This is a genomic window from Stenotrophomonas sp. GL_111 (assembly GCF_057835245.1).
Genome location: NZ_CM174421.1, coordinates 2,476,358 through 2,491,917 on the forward strand (window position 1 = coordinate 2,476,358; position 15,560 = coordinate 2,491,917).

The window sequence follows — 15,560 nt, forward strand, 5'->3', positions numbered from 1 at the left end:
CAGCCATCCCCGCTTCCGGAGCTCCCCATGCCCATCGCCCGCCCCGACTGGCCACAGGCCACCACCGTCGACGAGATCCGCCACAACCTGGACGTCGTCCGCCAGCGTATCGCCGCCGCCTGTGCACGCGCCGGCCGCGATCCGGCCAGCGTGCGCCTGCTGCCGGTCAGCAAAACGGTCGAAGAAGCCCGGCTGCGCCTGGCCTGGCAGGCCGGCTGCACCGAACTGGGCGAGAACAAGGTGCAGGAAGCCCAGCACAAGGCCGAGGCCATGGCCGACCTGGCGGTGCGCTGGTCGGTGATCGGCCACCTGCAGACCAACAAGGCGCGTGAGGTGGCCCGCTTCGCCAGCGAATTCCAGGCGCTGGACAGCCTGCGCGTGGCCCAGGCGCTGGACCGACGGCTGGCGCTGGAGCAGCGCACGCTGGACGTGTTCGTGCAGGTCAACACCAGCGGCGAGGCCAGCAAATACGGGCTGGACCCGATCGAAGTGGCCGACTTCGTCCAGCAGCTGCCCGCCTTCCCGCAGTTGCGCGTGCGCGGGTTGATGACGCTGGCGCTGTTCTCCTCCGATCCGGAACAGGTGCGGCCCTGCTTCGTGCGCCTGCGCGAGTTGCGCGAGCGGCTGCGCCCGACCCTGCCTGACGGCGTCAGCCTTGAAGAACTCTCGATGGGCATGTCCGGCGATTTTGAAATCGCCATCGAAGAAGGCGCCACGGTGGTCCGCGTCGGCCAGGCCATCTTCGGCGCACGCACCACTCCAGACAGCGTCTACTGGCCCACGCCTGCACCGGAGGCATCCCCATGACCGCACCCCTGCAGCGCCGCGCCGTGGCGATCCAACAGGTCGCCTTCGAAGACACCGGGACGCTGGCCGCACTGCTCGCGCCGCGTGGCTGGCAGCTGTCCACGCTGCAGGCCGGCGTCGATGCGCTCGACAGCGCCCAACAGTCCGACCTGCTGATCGTGCTCGGCGGCCCGATCAGCGCCAATGACAGCGCCACCTATCCGCACCTGCGCGAATTGCAGGTGCTGCTGCAGCACCGCCTGCAGGCACAGCAGCCCACCTTGGGCATCTGCTTGGGCGCGCAGTTGATCGCCCAGGCCCTGGGCGCCACGGTAGCGCCGATGGGCGCCAAGGAGATCGGATTCGCCCCCCTGTCGCTCACCGACGCCGGCATGGCCTCGCCACTGCGTGCGCTGGCGGGCATCCCGGTCCTGCACTGGCACGGCGAAGCCTTCAGCCTGCCCCCGGGCGCACAGCGGCTGGCCGCCACCGCCGCCTGCGCGCAGCAGGCCTTCGCGCTGGGCGACCACGTGCTGGGCCTGCAATGCCATCCTGAGGTGGATGCTCGTCGCATCGAGACCTGGCTGATCGGCCACGCCGGGGAGTTGCAGCACGCCGGGATTGATCCACGCATCCTGCGCGAACAGGCGGCCCGCTACGCCGCGCCCCTGGCCGCCGCCGCCGGTGACATGTTCGGCGCCTGGCTGGATGCCTTGCCGGTTACGCTGCCGGCCACCGCAGCGGTGCCGGCATGAGCGGCTATCGCCTGATCGTGCATCGCAACGACGTTCTGCTTGGTCGCTTCGACAGCGACGGCCCGCAGGCGCGCCAGCATCTGCAGACGATCGCGGCGACATTGCCTGCCGCCGAAGGTTTCCAGCTGCAGTGGCAGCAGGCCGTTGGCGAGCAGCGCTTGTTGAGCAGCGGTCCGCAGGGCCTGCGTGTACTCAGCAGCGAGGCGGTCTACCAGGACATCACGCACCACCCCACCTGAAGCGGCCCCTTGGATTCAGCGCATCGGCGCAGGCATCAGCGTCTGCATATGCCGCGCATGCTCCTCGGCCTGGGCATGCAGCCATGTACGAAATGCCAGGAAGCCCTGGTGTGTGGCTGAACGTTGCGGATACACCAGCCAATGCGACCAGCGTGTCTTCAGGCGCTGCGCTGACAACGCGATCAGCTGGCCCGAATCCAGCAGCAGCCGCGCCCGCGTCACCCGCCCCAGCGCCACGCCAAAGCCATCCAGCGCCGCGCGGTGGTGGGATTCGGAATCGTTGAGCATGGCCACGTAGCGGCTCGGCGGCGTCTCGCCAATCAGGGCGAACCAGCGCTGCCATTCGCCATCCGGATCGCCTAGCAGCGGCCATTTCGACAGCGGCCGCGCCGCCACCCCGCCCATCCGCGCAACCAGCGACGGGCTGGCCATCGGCATCAGCCACTCGTCGAACAGCGGTTCGGCGTGCAGGCCGGGCCACTGCCCGGGACCCACCCGCAAGGCCGCATCGACCTGCAGGTGGCGCTCGAAGTCGATCAGCCGTTCGCTGGATTCCAGGTTGAGTTCGATCTGCGGATGTTCGGTCACGAAGGAGCCCAACCGCGGCACCAGCCAGTTGGAGGCCATCGAGGGCAGCGCGCTGACCGTCAACACCCGATCAGGGCGCGCCGCAAAGGGTTGGAACGCCTGACCGATCGCATCCAGGTGCGGGCCCACCTGCTCGAGCAGGTGCTGGCCTTCGCTGGTGAGCCGCACGCCCCGGGCCTGGCGCAGCAGCAGTGGATAGCCAAGCCGCTGTTCCAGCTGCCGCATCTGATGGCTGAGTGCGCTGACGGTGAGGTTCACCGATTCCGCCGCCCGGGTCAGGTTGCCAAGACGCGCGGCGGTGACGAAGTTCTGCAGGGCCTGCAATGGCATTCTGGACATTGTGACTTGAATCCATTTCAAGGCTGGCTTGCGGAAATGTCGCTTTTTCGTTGTCCATCCTGCACTTATCGTCAAGGCTACTCAAGTGGAGGTGCACCATGAACATCTATGCCGGGTTGTTGTTCCTGCACGGGCATATCGCCGACGTCGGGCTGGCGCAGCGGCTGGCCGAGGGGCCGGACGCGGAGGCGGAGGACGCGGAGGCGGCGGGTTCGGCGCCTGCCACGCATGGCGTGGCACTACCGCCGGTGTCGCCGCACCCGTGCGGGTAATCCTTGCCTACGGCGCTGGCAGCAGCCGCGGCTGCTGCTCGTACCACTCGCGCGCGCCGCTCAGATGCCACCGGCGTTGCTGGCCATCCAGCCCGATGCCTGCGCCCAGCACGCCCCAACGCAGATACAGATCACCGCGGCGCTGTGCACCGGCCAGCGCCAGGCGCGCGCGCAATGACAGACGATCGTTTTCGGCCTGCAGGTCATCCACCCGCAGTTCACCGGCGCGCCAGCGCAGTTGCCCGCTGGCCTGCACTTCACCGGCGTCAACCAGTCCCAGCACCCAGCGCGGGTAGGCACTGTGCTCGGCGAACACGCCCAGCAACGGCCCGGCATCGCGCAGGCGCACGTCGGCCTGTGCATCCACCTGGAACGGGGCGGCGGCATCGATATGGCCCTGGCGCACCGCCACCGTGCCCCACCAACGGCCATCACCGGCCGCATCACCGACGCGGATGTTGCGCAGCGCGATCGTACTGCCGCTGAGGTCGAACTGCCGCGCCGCGAAATCGGCGCGGCGTGCGCGTGCCTGCAGCTGCGCGTCGCCGCGCATCGCCATCCCGGCCAGCGTCATCTGCACGCCGCGACCGCGCAGGTCGGCGCGGCCGGTGCCGACCCGGCCGGCCGAATCCAGCTCGACATCGCCGCTGAGCAGGCCGTTGCCGCCGAGCAGGCGGACGCTGTCATTGCCCAGGTAGCGGTTGTAGGCGCTCAGATCCGGCACCTGCGCATCCTTGAAGTTCAGCCGTGCGCGCATGCCATCGCGCAGTTGCTGCAGGCGCGCGTCCCCGCGCAGCGTGAGCACCATGGCGCGGCCATCGAACAGCAGCGCCTGCGGCGCCGCAACCGGTGCCGCGCGGAACTGCGGAATCTTCACGTCCAGCTGCGCCTGCGCCGGCGCACCGGCCACGATGCGCCCGTGAGCGTTCGCTTCGCCACGCAGGCGCACACCGGCCACCTCGGCCACCGCCGCCACTTGTGGAATGTCCAGCGTGCTGCCGGGGGAAAGCTGGCCATCGGCCACGCGCAGGTCGCCCTGCAGCATTCCGCCGCCGTCCAGGTGGAACCACGGCTTGCGCACGAACAGATCGGCAATCCAGTTCAACGACTCGAACTTCCAGGCGCCCTGCAGCTGGCCCGACACGCGCGGCAGCAGCTCCAGCGGCGCTGCGAACGGAATCTTCCGCCCGGTCACACGCAGGTCGGCGTGCAGTTCACTGCCGGTCTGCGCATCGCGCGGCAGCCGCGCCTGCACCCGCATGTCCTGGGCCACATCCAGCTGCAAGGCCAACAGTCCGCGATCATCGGCGTTCACCCCGGCATGTACCGGCAGACGCCACACCACCCGGCTGCCCGGCTGCAACGCGCCCTTGTCCAGCGCCACATCGGCGTTGAGGCGCGCGGTCGACGGCACGCTGCCGACCTTGACGTGCGGCCCGCCGGTATCGATCTGCACGGCCTGGCTGCGCGCATCGATCTGCAACTGTGCACTGAGTATCTCGAACTTGCGCAGGCCCGGCGCCTCGTCACGATAGTGCCGCGGAAAGTGGAACCGCGCCGCAATATGCGCATCGTCCAATACCTTCACCCCATCGAAGCTCACGGTCGCCTGCTCGAATGCCGCGCGGGAATCGAACAACTCCGACGGGCCGCCGCGCAGCTGCTTGAGAAAGCCCACGGTGCCGCTGCCCTGGCCGACGATCAGCAGCGGGCCAAAGTGGCCACTGCGGATGCTGTCGCTGTGGATCGCATCGAACCGCAGGGTCCAACCACGGTCGCTGCGCGGCGGCGGCGCGATGCCCTGTTCAACCCGCCGCACCTCCGATTCCACCCCGCTGGCATCAATCCGCGGAATCCGCACTTCGCGCCGGAACAGCGCCAGCGGCGATATCCACGCGCTGGCCCGGTCGGCACGGAAGACATACACGGTATGCCCGGCCTGGCCACGCATGCGCACGTTCCAGACGATGGCGTGGCCCGGCACCACGGTCAGTGCCGGGCCGGTCTGCATGCTGAATTTTTCAGGTTTGCGGTTGCTTACCGCATCGAACAGCGGCGTATTGAGAAACACATTGCCGGCCAGCAGATACAGCGCGTACGCCAGCAGCAGGCAGAGCAGCGTTACGCGCAATGGCCGCGGCCAGCGCTGGATGCGCTCGGGAATCAGGGGCATCAGACAACAGGACCGGCAACAGGATGACGCCCACTATCGGCAAACTGCGCGCGACACCACGTGAAGGCAGCCCGTCAGCCCATCAGATGCCGCAACACGCCTGCCGTGACCACGCCGATCACCACCGTGGGCTGCATCGACAACCGCGTGGCCGCGGCCAGCGTTACCGCCAGGGCGATCAGGTCGGCCGGTCGCTCGGCAACGAAATGCGGCGCGATCACCGAGATCAGCACGCAGCCTGGCGCAGCTTCCATCACCGTCACCGCACGCGCGCTCAAGGTGCGGTTGCGCAGCGCCAGGAAACCCAGCACGCGGGTCAGGTAGGTGGCCAGCGCCATGCCGACAATGGTCAATACCGAAATCAGGTCGATCATGCCGGCTTCGCCCAGAACCACGCGGCCAGCAATCCGGCCACCGCACCCGCCGCCACGTACCAGGCGCCCGGCACCAGCAGGTGCGTGACCGCCGCCACCACCAGGCTCACCAGCCAGGGGCGTGCCGCCCCCAGCCCCTTCCACATGCCCCGTAGCAGCACCAGGAACACCGCCGGGAACGCCATGTGCAGGCCCCAGTATTCGATATCCCCGATCATCGGCCCGACCAGCGCACCGGTCGCCGTGGAAACGATCCAGGTCAGGTACAACGCCAGCGACACGCCCATGTAGTAGCGCAGGCTGAAGGCCTCGGCCCAGCCGGCCTGCGCACGACGGCGTGCATCGGCCAGGCCCATCGCCCAGCTCTCATCGCACATGAAGAACAGCGCCGGCAGCACCTTGCGCCTGGGCAGGCGCTGCACGAACGGGGCCAGGATCGCGCCCATCAGCAGGTGGCGGCTGTTGACCAGCAGCGTCATCGCCACGATCAGCAGCAGGTGCGGCGGCGAGGTCCACAGCGCCACCGCGGCGAATTCCGAGCCGCCGCCAAAGTTCATCCCGGTCATCATCGCCACCTCCAGCACGCTCATGCCCTTCTGCGTGGCCTGGGCGCCAAGCACCAGCGCGAACGGGACGAAGCCGGCCATCACCGGCAGCGCATCGACCGCGCCGCGCAGCAGTTCGCGTGCACCCGGCCGGGGCAGGACGGTGGCATCAGGGGGTGGGGTGTTGTGGGGCTGGGCATCCATGGGCGCGCTGCAGATCGGGGCGATGGCGACATTGTCGGCCATTGCGCGCGGCATCGGGTTGCGTTTATGCCTTGTCCGGCGTTGTACGTGGCATTCTGTGCCACCTCCAAGCCACGCGGGCACTACCCCATGCCACTGAATCTGGACAAGATCGACCGCCGCATTCTCGCCGAACTGCAGCGCGACGGCCGCCTCCAGAACGTCGAACTGGCCAAGCGCGTGGGCCTGTCGCCCTCGCCGTGCCTGCGCCGGGTGCGCCTGCTGGAGGAGGCGGGCGTGATCAGCGGCTATATCGCCCTGCTCGACGCGGCCAAGGTAGGCATGGGCTTCACCGTGTTCGCGCGGGTCTGGCTGACCGGACAGGACGAGGACACCACCAACCATTTCGTCGATGCGGTGCGCCGCTTTCCCGAAGTGCTGGAGTGCTACCTGATGGCCGGCGACTGCGATTTCCTGCTGCGCGTGGCCGTGGCCGACCTGGAGGCCTACCGCCAGTTCCAGGTCGACCACTTGAACCGGATCAAGGGCGTGCAGAGCGTCAAGACCGAAATCCCGATGCAGAAGATCAAGCAGTCCTGGCAGCTGCCGATGTAGGGGTCGCGGCGGCGTCCGGCAGCTTGGCGATCACCTTGATCTCCACGTCGAAGCCATACAGCCAGGTCACCCCGATCCCGGTCAGGGTCGGGTACGGCGCCTGCCCCCAGAACTCGGGCACTACCTGCCACACGCGTTCGAAGATCCGTTCGGGATCGACCAGGAACACGGTGACGTCCACCACATCGTCAAAGGTGCAGCCAGCCGCGGCGAGAATCGCATTGAGGTTGGCGAAGGCGCGCCGCACCTGTGCCTCCAGCTCCGGCTCGGGCGAACCATCATCGCGGCTGCCGACCTGCCCGGACACGAACAGGAAGCCATTGGCGCGCACCGCCGGGGAATACCGGTTGCGCTCGTAGAGGGCCTGTCGGCCCGGCGGAAACACCACATCACGGGTTGCCATCGTCTGCTCCTGGCCCACGGCGGGCCGTTGATTGCGATGGCACCACCGTAGAGGGCCACCGCCCCGTGATAAACCGGCAATACTGGCCATCACTGTTTGTAGAATCCAAACAATTCCCGGCAGGAGCGCAGATGGATCGGTTCGATGCGATGCAGGCCTTCGCCCGAGTGGTGGAGACCGGCAGTTTCACCAAGGCCGCACAGACCCTGCACATGAGCAGGACCACCGTGACCCAACTGGTGCAGCAGCTGGAGGCGCGGCTGCGGGTGCGCCTGCTCAACCGCACCACCCGCCAGGTCAACGTCACCGCCGACGGCGCGGCCTACTACGCACGGGTACTGCCGCTGCTCGCCGCGCTCGACGATGCCGAAACCAGCCTGTCCAGCGCCGCCGCTGCACCACGTGGACGCCTGCGCGTGGATGTTCCCACCCCCTTCGCCCGGCTGCTGCTGGTGCCCGCCCTGCCCGACTTCCTGGCGCGCTACCCGGACATCCAGCTCGACCTGGGGGTCAGCGACCGCAACGTCGATCTGATCGATGAGAACGTGGATTGTGTGATCCGTGGCGGCACGCTTACCGACCCTGCGCTGGTCGCCCGCCGCATCGGCGACCTGCAGGCCGGCATCCATGCCGCCCCGGCGTACCTGGCCAGCGTTGGCCAACCCCGTCATCCGCAGGAGCTCGGCGACACGCCCCACCACGTCATCGGCTACCTGCGTTCGCGCAGTGGCCAGGTGATGCCCTATGTGATGCGGCGTGGCGAGGAAACCATCACGGTGCAGGGCCGCCACCGGCTGGCGGTCGATGATGGCAACGCCTACCTCGCGGCCGGCGTGGCCGGCCTGGGCGCGTTGTGGCTGCCGGATTACATGGCCGCCGCGCACATCGAAAACGGCACGCTGGTGCGACTGTTCCCCGACTGGCAGCTGGCACCGATGCCGCTGTATGTGGCGTTTCCGCCGAACCGGCATGTGAGCGCCAAACTGCGGGTGTTCATCGAGTGGGTCGCCGCGCTGGTGGAACGCCACGCCCCGCCGGGGGCCATGCCATGAACCCGGTCGGCCCCACCCTGATCACCCTGCGCAAAGGCCACACCGACGGGCTGCGCATCGCACCGCGCTGGCCGTCATCGCAGATCCAGCTCGACGCCAGCGTCCTTGCGCGGCTGCACCAGGCCCAAGCGCAGTTGCCGCCCGCCATCCGGCTGCTGCTGACCCGTGGCTATGAACCCCGCCGCAGCGGCCTGGGCGGCTTCCGTACGCTCTCGCGTTGGCTGGGCATCCGCCTGTTCCGCACCTGCTATCCGCAGCGTCATGCCGAGGTCGAGGATATCTTCGGCGCCAACGGGCATGACCTGGATGGCGGCCATGTGGATGTCTCGATCGTGCTGGACGGCAGGCGACTGCGCTTCCTGCCGCTGGGGGTGTTCACCTCCCTGCCCTGGCAACAGCAGCGCATCGCCCGGCACGCCGACTGCCTGGCTGCCGTGAAGCAGGCCCTGCAGGACAGCGGCTTCGACATCCACCGCAACCCCACGGAAAGCCTGCAGATCCACTGCGACGTGCGGCCCTGAGCGCAGCGCTCAGCCCGGCTGTCGCTCCTCGGCGCGCAGGGTCAATACTTCCACGCCGTCGGCGGTGACCAGCACGGTGTGCTCGGCCTGTGCCGAGAGCTTGCCGTCGCGGGTGGTGACGGTCCAACCGTCGTCGCTCATGTCGATGGCGGCGCGTCCCTGGTTGATCATCGGCTCGATGGTGAAGGTCATGCCTTCCTCCAGCGCCAGCCCGTCGCCGCGCCGGCCGTAGTGCAGCACCTGCGGCTCCTCGTGCATCTCTGTGCCGATGCCATGGCCACAGAACTCCCGCACTACGCTGTAGCCGTGCGCCTTGGCATGCTGCTGGATCGCAAAGCCGATATCGCCCAGGGTCGCGCCCGGGCGCACCGCCGCGATCCCCTTCCACATCGCCTCGCGGGTCACCCGCACCAGCCGCTTGGCCGCGTAGTCCACCTCGCCGACCAGATAGGTCTTGCTGGAATCGGCGATGTAGCCGTCCTTTTCCAGGGTGATGTCCAGGTTGACGATGCTGCCGCTGCGCAGCACGTCCTCTGCCGACGGCACGCCATGGCAGACCACATTGTCGATGGAGGCGTTCAATACATAGGCGAAACCGTACTGGCCCTTGCTGGCCGGCCGCGCGTGCAGTTCATCCACGATGAAGCGCTCCACCCAGTCGTTGACCTGCAGGGTAGTCATGCCCTCCAGCGGCAGCCGGTCCAGTGCCTCGAACACCGATGCCAGCAGGCGCCCGGACGCGCGCATCCGCGCCTGCTCATCCGCTGACTTGATCATGCCTGCGCCACCCGCAATGCCCCGGGATCCACCCCGGCCGCACGCAGCTCGCGATTGACGATCTCCTGGTAGCTCATCGCCGGGTTCATTTCGCACAGCATGCCGATCTTGATCCAGAAACCGGCCTGGGCATTGATCGAGCGCCCGGAAACGGTGCTGGCGCAGCGCAGGTTGTCGTGCAGTTCGTCGTCGATGTTGACGATGCCCATGGGCGTACTCGGATAGGTGATATACACATTATATATGTTTCGTATATCGCATTCCAGTCCGGCCAGAACGCCCCGGGCATCGCCGCGCCCCATCGATCAATCGCCAACGTTCCTTTTCCCGGGCCGCGCCTGCCGGCTTGGCGCGCGCATCAGGCGGCGTAGGCGGTCGCCTCGATCTCGAACAACATCCCATCCAGCGCCAGCCGTGGCACCGGAATCAGCGTGCAGGTCGGGGCCCGGCCGAGCGGCCAGCGACGTCCGATCTGTTCGGACAGGATGCCCAGCCGATCTTCATCGTGGTCCACCACCAGTACGGTCAGCTTGGCCACATCGGCCAGGCTGGCCCCGGCCGATGCCAGCGCCAGCACCAGGTTGTCCAGCGCCTGCCGGACCTGCACCTCAAAGCGCGGCGACAGCGTGCCGTCGGCGGTCTCACCGCCCTGCCCGGCCACGTGGATCAGCCGCGCCGGCAGCCGCACCACCGCCACGTGCGAGTAACCGTTGGCGCTGGGGTCGTACAGGCCGGTGGGATTGATGAAGCCGAACAGACCTGGCGGTGCCACGGGGGTATCGATCAACATGGGGGAGCATCCTTGGGAGAGAGCGCGCAGTTTCGGTCCTCAACCGTGGTTGAGGTCAAAGCGTGGCGCTGCAACGCTGCGATGCAGTGGCGGGCTTGATCCACCTGCTGGCCAGCGCCCCCGATCAGTCTGAAACCTGCTCCAGGAAGAGCAGCTGCAACGGCACCTCCAGCAGTGCATCGGCGCCGGCCGCGAACTGGCGGAAATACGCCGTCGCAAAATGTGCGTCGAGTGCCGCCTGGTCCTGGAACGCCTCACGCATGTAGAACGTTCCGGGCGCATCGCGCAGCTCGAACAGCACGTAGTCCAGGTTGCCGGGCTCGGCCCGGGTGGGGGCCACCAACGCCAGCAGGCCGGCCTTCAATGCCTCACGGCAACCGGGTTTGGCCTTCAGCACGGCCAGCGAGACAAGGGGGGTATTCATGGGTGCGTACGCCTGTGGGGGAATGTCAGTGCGTGCACTGTTGCCGCTCAGTGGCGGCAGACACACCGGCAGATCACAGCAGCAGTTTCATCGCGCGAGTGAAGATTGCCTCCGGCGCGATCCCTTAGGTCCAGGCCGGGTCGGCGGTGAAATCGATGGTCAGCCAGAAGTCGCTGCCCCGCGCATCCAGCCGTTCGGCGATCTGATCGCGCAGCACGTCGACATCGCCGATGCTGCCGATGCGGGTCTCGGGATGGGTCAGGATATGGATCTCGACGAAGCGCATGCGCCCCATCTTGGCCACGTGGCTGGTGAAGGCCAGGAAGCCGTGTTCGGCAATGAAGGCTGTCATCACCTCATGCACGCGTGCATCGAGCGTGTCCGGCGCCACCTGCAGCACTTCGCGCGTGGCCTTCCACGCACCGCGCAAGGGTACCGGCAGCACCGCCACGCTGATCGCGGCCAGCACCAGCGGGTCCAAATAGGGAATCCAGTGTTCGTGCTCGCCGCCACGCAGCAGCAGTGCGATGGCGAATGCCAGCACCACCGCCAGGCTCATCAGGCCGCTCAGCAGCCAGGCCCGTACGTCCAGCCACAACAGCGCAGACTGCAACCGCAGCGCATGGCCACGCACGAACAGCGCCATCGCCAGGTTGCTTACGCAAAGCAGCGCGGCCCACAACAGCGCGGGGCCGGCCTTGACCTCATGGCCGCCGGTGGTCAGCCCGATCACCGAGTTGGCCAGCGCGTACACGCAGGCCAACGACAGGATCGCCCCGCCGAGGGCTTCCACCATCGGTTCCAGGTGCCAGTAGCCGTACTGGAAGCGCGGGCTGTCTTCCCGCGCCACCAGCCGCAGCACCGACAGCGCCACCAGGGTCAATGCCACATCGACCAGGCTGTAGACGCCATCGAACAGGATGGCCTGCGATCCCACCAGCAGGCCACCGGTGAAACCGGTGGCGCTGACCGCCACCGTCACCCCGATCGAGAACTTCAGGACCCGCTGCTCGCGTGCTGTATCCATCGCTCGCCTCCGGTCCTGACCGATGGGCTCAGACCTTCAGCACCTCCACCTTGTAGGTTGGCGTGTCGCCGTCGCGGTCGATGATAAGCCCGTGCACGTCCGACTCGAAGCCCGGGAAGCGGGCATTCTGCTCGCGGGCGATGCGCAGCGACTGAATGATCGGCTCGTCGCTGGCGCCGAAGCGTTCGCCGGGCATGATGGTCGGGATGCCCGGCGGGTACGGCACCAGCATGGTGCCGGCGATTCGCCCGCTGATCGCCTCGATATCGACCCGCTCGATCTGCCCACGCACCAGGTGATCGTAGGCCTCGGCCGGGGTCATCACCGGCTCGGGCAGGTCCACGTACATCTCGCGCATCACCTTGGGCACGGCGAATTCACGGTTGAATTCGTGCAGGGCCTGGCACAGGTCGCGCAGGCCCCAGCCGGCATAGGCGGTGGGAAACTCGCTGGTCAGCGAGGGCAGCGCCCGGCTCAGCGGCGCATTGGCGTCGTACAGTTCCTTGAATGCCATCAGCTCGGTGACCAAGGTGCTCCACTTGCCCTTGGTGATGCCCATCGAGAACAGGAACAGCACCGAGTACAGGTTGGTTTTCTCCACGGTGATGCCACGCGTCCACAGGAACTTGCTCAGCACCGCGGCCGGAATACCGCGCTGGCCGATCGCACCATCGATCGACAACCCGGGTGTCAGCAGCGTGACCTTGATCGGGTCGATCAGCACATAGTCTTCCACCAGCCCATCGAAGCCGTGCCAATGCGCTTCGGGCTGCAGGTACCACTCCTCGCGCTTGGCGACCATCGGCGCCGGGGCATCGCCCTTGGCCAGCGAGCGCTCCAGCTTGTCCGGCTGCCATACGCTGAACCACCAGTCGTCACGGCCCAGGTCTTCGCGGACATGCAGCATGGCGCGGCGGAAGGCAATCGCCTCGTCGTGCATTTCCTGCACCAGCGATTCGCCCGCCGCGCCTTCCATCATCTTCGACGCCACATCGCAGGCCGCGATCACCCCGTAGTGCGGGCTGGTGGTGGTGTGCATCATGAAGGCTTCGTTGAAGCGCTCGGCGTCCAGTTCGCGGGTGGCCGCGTTGCGCACATGGATCATCGAGGCCTGCGAGAACGCGGCCAGCAGCTTGTGGGTGGAATGCGTGGTGAAGATGATCGCATCCTGCTCACGCGGCTTGCCCTTGGCCATGCCGTAGTGGTTCTCGTAGAACGGATGGAAGGCGGCGTAGGCGTACCAGGCCTCGTCGAAATGCAGGAAGTCCACCGCGCTGCCGATCTCCTCGGCGATCTTCTCGGCGTTGTAGCACAGCCCGTCATAGGTGGAATTGGTGACCACCGCGATGCGTGGCTTGGAGCCGGCCTTGAATGCCTTGCTGGCCAGCGGGTTGGCCGCGATCGCGGTCTGCAGCGCCTCGGGGGTGAACTGGTCCAGGCTGATCGGGCCGATGATGCCGTGCGCGTTGCGGCTGGGGGTGAAGTACACCGGGATGCCGCCGGTCATGATCAGCGAATGCAGCAGCGACTTGTGGCAGTTGCGGTCGACGAACACCACATCGCCACGGCCCACCGTGCCATGCCAGACGATCTTGTTGGCGGTGGACGTGCCGTTGGTGACGAAGAAGGTGTGGTCAGCGCCGAAGTTGCGCGCCGCTTCGTTCTCGGCCTCCTTGATCGGGCCGCTGTGGTCGAGCAGCGACCCCAGCTCGGGCACCGAAATCGACAGATCGCTGCGCAGCGTGTTCTCACCATAGAACTGGTGGAACGCACGCCCCACCGGTGACTTGGTGAACGCCACGCCACCGGCATGGCCCGGGGTATGCCAGGAATAGTTCGACTCGGCGGTGTGGTGGATCAGCGCCTTGAAGAACGGCGGCAGCAGGTTCTGCATGTAGTCTTCGGCGGCGCGCATCACCTGCCGCGAGATGAAGCTCTTGGTGTCTTCGAACAGGAAGATGTAGCCGTGCACGTACTTGAGCAGCTTGCTCGGCACCTTCTCGATGGTGCGGCGCTCACCGTACAGGAACACCGGCAGGTTGCCGCGGCGGGCACTCTGTTCGCGCAGGAAGCCCAGCAGGCGCTGGAACTGCTCCGGCTTGTCTTCGGTGCCATCGATGGAGATCAGCACTGCCGAGGCGGCCACATAGGTGCGGGCACCGGCCTGCGCATCGGCCAGGGTCAGCCCGCACAGCACGCGCTGGTCGTTCTTGCGCAGCTCCTCGACCAGGGCACGGATCAGGATGCCGCCGATACGCGGGGATTCGTAGTCGTCGTCGATGACGATGATCGGGTAATCAAGGGACTTGAAATACACAGGCATTCTCCTGGGGCAAAATCACGAAAGCTTCGGGCTGGGCACCGCGTTCGAGCGCAGGCAGCTGGCCGCGCTGGCGGCGGCGCTCCTCGCTGAAGAACGGGTAGAACACGGTGATGAACAGCACGAACAGGAAGGCGTACTGGACGATGCTGCCGGACGAGCCGTAGATCGCCCACAGGCAGTACACGACGGTGATGCTGGTCAGCAGCCAGAACGCGCCGGTATGCACCAGCGTGTGCGAGCGCTCGACCACGAAGTAGCAGGCCACGCACGAATAGATGTACGGCAGCAGGGTCAGCACGACGGCAGCGGAGGTGATCACATCGAACTGCGCCGATGCGGTGGCCGAGGTCGAGGTGACCAGCACCGCCAGCGTCATCAGCACGGCCACGATCAGCACGCCCTTGACCGGCACGTCGTCCTTGTTGGTCTTGCTGAAGATGCTGGGGAACAGGCCGTCATCGGAGGCCGCCTTGGCGCTCTGCGCGGTCAGCAGGATCCAGCCGCCGAGCGAACCGGCCGCACCCACGAAGGCGCACAGGCTGACCAGCGCCCCACCCCAGCCGCCGACCGCATTGGCGGCGGCCAGCGCGAACGGCGCATCGGACACCTGCAGATCGCCGTTGGGCACCATGCCCATGATCACCGAGGAGCTGGCGATGTAGGCAATCGCCGCCAGGAACACGCCGGCCAGCGTGGCGCGCGCCACGTTCTTTTCCGGGTTTTCCACCACCCCGGCGGTGACCGAGGCCGACTCCACGCCGATGAAGGCCCACAGGGTCAACGCGGCGGCACTGGAGATCGCGCCGAAGTTGGATTCACCGGACACGTTGTAGGCGCCCTTGAACAGGGCCGGATCGAAGAAGAACCAGCCGAAGATCGCAATGCCCAGGATCGGCACCAGCGCGAAACTGGTGGTGACCGTCTGCAACTTGCTGACGAACGAGGGCCCGATGACGTTGGCGAAACTCAGCGCCCACACCAGCGCCAGCACGGCCAGGCAGCGCGGCAGCGGCTCGGACAGGATCGGAAAGAAGTAACTGAAGTAACCCACCGCCGCGATCGGAATGGCCACATTGCCGATCCAGTTGGCGAACCAGTAGATGGCGTTGGTCTGGAAGCCCATGTACGGGCCAAACCAGTCGCGCGCATAGGCATACGGGCCACCGGCCTTGGGCGCGAGCTTGCCGAGCTTGGCGAACACGAAGGCCAGCAGCAGCGCCCCGGCGGTGGTGATCATCCAGCCCCAGATCGAGGCGGTACCGATCTTGGCCAGGCTGGAGGGCAGCAGGAACACCCCTGAACCCATCATGTTGCCCGCCACCAGGAAGGTGGCGCCAACCACCCCGATTTTCTTTGCTGCTGCCATGACGGTTC

Annotated in this window: 19 protein-coding genes; 7 read left to right on the plus strand and 12 right to left on the minus strand. The window is 67.1% G+C overall.

The genetic code is table 11. The annotated features are described in order from the left end of the window. The first annotated feature begins 27 nt into the window (after positions 1–27). The 3 genes from AC3IPM_RS11020 to AC3IPM_RS11030 are packed head-to-tail and all read left to right on the plus strand — an operon-like array spanning position 28 to position 1,780. Positions 28–807 carry a YggS family pyridoxal phosphate-dependent enzyme gene (locus AC3IPM_RS11020; protein ID WP_489299891.1) on the plus strand — a complete coding sequence of 260 codons (780 nt, stop codon included), beginning with the start codon at positions 28–30 and terminating at the stop codon, positions 805–807. Further along, entirely contained in the window at positions 804–1,541 is a 738-nt protein-coding gene (locus AC3IPM_RS11025) for a glutamine amidotransferase (protein ID WP_489299892.1), read from the plus strand. Before AC3IPM_RS11020 ends, AC3IPM_RS11025 begins: the two co-directional genes overlap by 4 nt. Next, entirely contained in the window at positions 1,538–1,780 is a 243-nt protein-coding gene (locus AC3IPM_RS11030; RefSeq protein WP_489299893.1) for a hypothetical protein, read from the plus strand. Before AC3IPM_RS11025 ends, AC3IPM_RS11030 begins: the two co-directional genes overlap by 4 nt. 15 nt (positions 1,781–1,795) lie before the next feature. Here the strand turns inward: AC3IPM_RS11030 and AC3IPM_RS11035 are convergent, their stop codons facing one another. After that, complete coding sequence (locus AC3IPM_RS11035) at positions 1,796–2,707, minus strand: LysR substrate-binding domain-containing protein (RefSeq protein ID WP_489299894.1); 912 nt, start codon at positions 2,705–2,707, stop codon at positions 1,796–1,798. Positions 2,708–2,805: 98 nt separating this feature from the next. Here AC3IPM_RS11035 and AC3IPM_RS11040 point away from each other — a divergent pair, with 98 nt between their 5' ends. Next, entirely contained in the window at positions 2,806–2,979 is a 174-nt protein-coding gene (locus AC3IPM_RS11040) for a hypothetical protein (protein ID WP_489304242.1), read from the plus strand. Positions 2,980–2,986: 7 nt separating this feature from the next. On the opposite strand, the gene AC3IPM_RS11045 is transcribed toward AC3IPM_RS11040, so the two are convergent. From AC3IPM_RS11045 to AC3IPM_RS11055, 3 genes are all read right to left on the minus strand, one after another. Further along, on the minus strand, positions 2,987–5,152 hold the full coding sequence (locus AC3IPM_RS11045; RefSeq protein WP_489299895.1) for a translocation/assembly module TamB domain-containing protein: 2,166 nt from the start codon (positions 5,150–5,152) through the stop codon (positions 2,987–2,989). A gap of 74 nt (positions 5,153–5,226) precedes the next feature. Beyond that, on the minus strand, positions 5,227–5,526 hold the full coding sequence (locus AC3IPM_RS11050; RefSeq protein WP_489299896.1) for an AzlD family protein: 300 nt from the start codon (positions 5,524–5,526) through the stop codon (positions 5,227–5,229). Then, positions 5,523–6,275 (minus strand): AzlC family ABC transporter permease, encoded by a 753-nt coding sequence (locus AC3IPM_RS11055; protein WP_489299897.1) that lies wholly within the window; start codon positions 6,273–6,275, stop codon positions 5,523–5,525. Before AC3IPM_RS11055 ends, AC3IPM_RS11050 begins: the two co-directional genes overlap by 4 nt. Before the next feature lie 129 nt (positions 6,276–6,404). On the opposite strand from AC3IPM_RS11055, the gene AC3IPM_RS11060 reads away from it, so the two are divergent. After that, a complete protein-coding gene (locus AC3IPM_RS11060; RefSeq protein ID WP_489299898.1) occupies positions 6,405–6,869 on the plus strand; it encodes an Lrp/AsnC family transcriptional regulator in 465 nt (154 codons plus the stop codon). Here the strand turns inward: AC3IPM_RS11060 and AC3IPM_RS11065 are convergent. Further along, on the minus strand, positions 6,841–7,272 hold the full coding sequence (locus tag AC3IPM_RS11065; protein WP_489299899.1) for a RidA family protein: 432 nt from the start codon (positions 7,270–7,272) through the stop codon (positions 6,841–6,843). The genes AC3IPM_RS11060 and AC3IPM_RS11065 overlap by 29 nt on opposite strands. 131 nt (positions 7,273–7,403) lie before the next feature. Between AC3IPM_RS11065 and AC3IPM_RS11070 the strand changes: the two genes are divergently transcribed. Together AC3IPM_RS11070 and AC3IPM_RS11075 are read left to right on the plus strand one after the other, a co-directional pair. Then, positions 7,404–8,324 carry a LysR family transcriptional regulator gene (locus AC3IPM_RS11070; protein WP_489299900.1) on the plus strand — a complete coding sequence of 307 codons (921 nt, stop codon included), beginning with the start codon at positions 7,404–7,406 and terminating at the stop codon, positions 8,322–8,324. Further along, the gene (locus AC3IPM_RS11075; RefSeq protein WP_489299901.1) at positions 8,321–8,845 is read left to right on the plus strand and encodes a hypothetical protein; all 525 of its coding nucleotides are present in this window, start codon (positions 8,321–8,323) and stop codon (positions 8,843–8,845) included. Before AC3IPM_RS11070 ends, AC3IPM_RS11075 begins: the two co-directional genes overlap by 4 nt. Positions 8,846–8,854: 9 nt before the next feature. Here the strand turns inward: AC3IPM_RS11075 and map are convergent, their stop codons facing one another. The 7 genes from map to adiC form a co-directional block, all read right to left on the minus strand. Then, a complete protein-coding gene (gene map, locus AC3IPM_RS11080; protein WP_489299902.1) occupies positions 8,855–9,622 on the minus strand; it encodes a type I methionyl aminopeptidase in 768 nt (255 codons plus the stop codon). Continuing rightward, positions 9,619–9,831: a ParD-like family protein gene (locus tag AC3IPM_RS11085; RefSeq protein WP_489299903.1), complete on the minus strand. Its 213-nt coding sequence runs from the start codon at positions 9,829–9,831 to the stop codon at positions 9,619–9,621. The genes map and AC3IPM_RS11085 overlap by 4 nt, the downstream gene beginning before the upstream one ends. Before the next feature lie 149 nt (positions 9,832–9,980). Continuing rightward, positions 9,981–10,412, minus strand: coding sequence for a RidA family protein (locus AC3IPM_RS11090; protein ID WP_489299904.1), 432 nt, complete (start codon positions 10,410–10,412; stop codon positions 9,981–9,983). 124 nt (positions 10,413–10,536) lie between these two features. Continuing rightward, positions 10,537–10,836: a putative quinol monooxygenase gene (locus AC3IPM_RS11095; RefSeq protein ID WP_489299905.1), complete on the minus strand. Its 300-nt coding sequence runs from the start codon at positions 10,834–10,836 to the stop codon at positions 10,537–10,539. A 124-nt stretch (positions 10,837–10,960) separates the two neighbouring features. Further along, on the minus strand, positions 10,961–11,863 hold the full coding sequence (locus tag AC3IPM_RS11100; RefSeq protein ID WP_489299906.1) for a cation diffusion facilitator family transporter: 903 nt from the start codon (positions 11,861–11,863) through the stop codon (positions 10,961–10,963). 28 nt (positions 11,864–11,891) lie between these two features. Next, positions 11,892–14,180, minus strand: coding sequence for an Orn/Lys/Arg family decarboxylase (locus AC3IPM_RS11105; protein ID WP_489299907.1), 2,289 nt, complete (start codon positions 14,178–14,180; stop codon positions 11,892–11,894). Then, the gene (gene adiC / locus AC3IPM_RS11110) at positions 14,161–15,552 is read right to left on the minus strand and encodes an arginine/agmatine antiporter (RefSeq protein ID WP_489299908.1); all 1,392 of its coding nucleotides are present in this window, start codon (positions 15,550–15,552) and stop codon (positions 14,161–14,163) included. The genes AC3IPM_RS11105 and adiC overlap by 20 nt, the downstream gene beginning before the upstream one ends. Positions 15,553–15,560 lie beyond the last annotated feature (8 nt).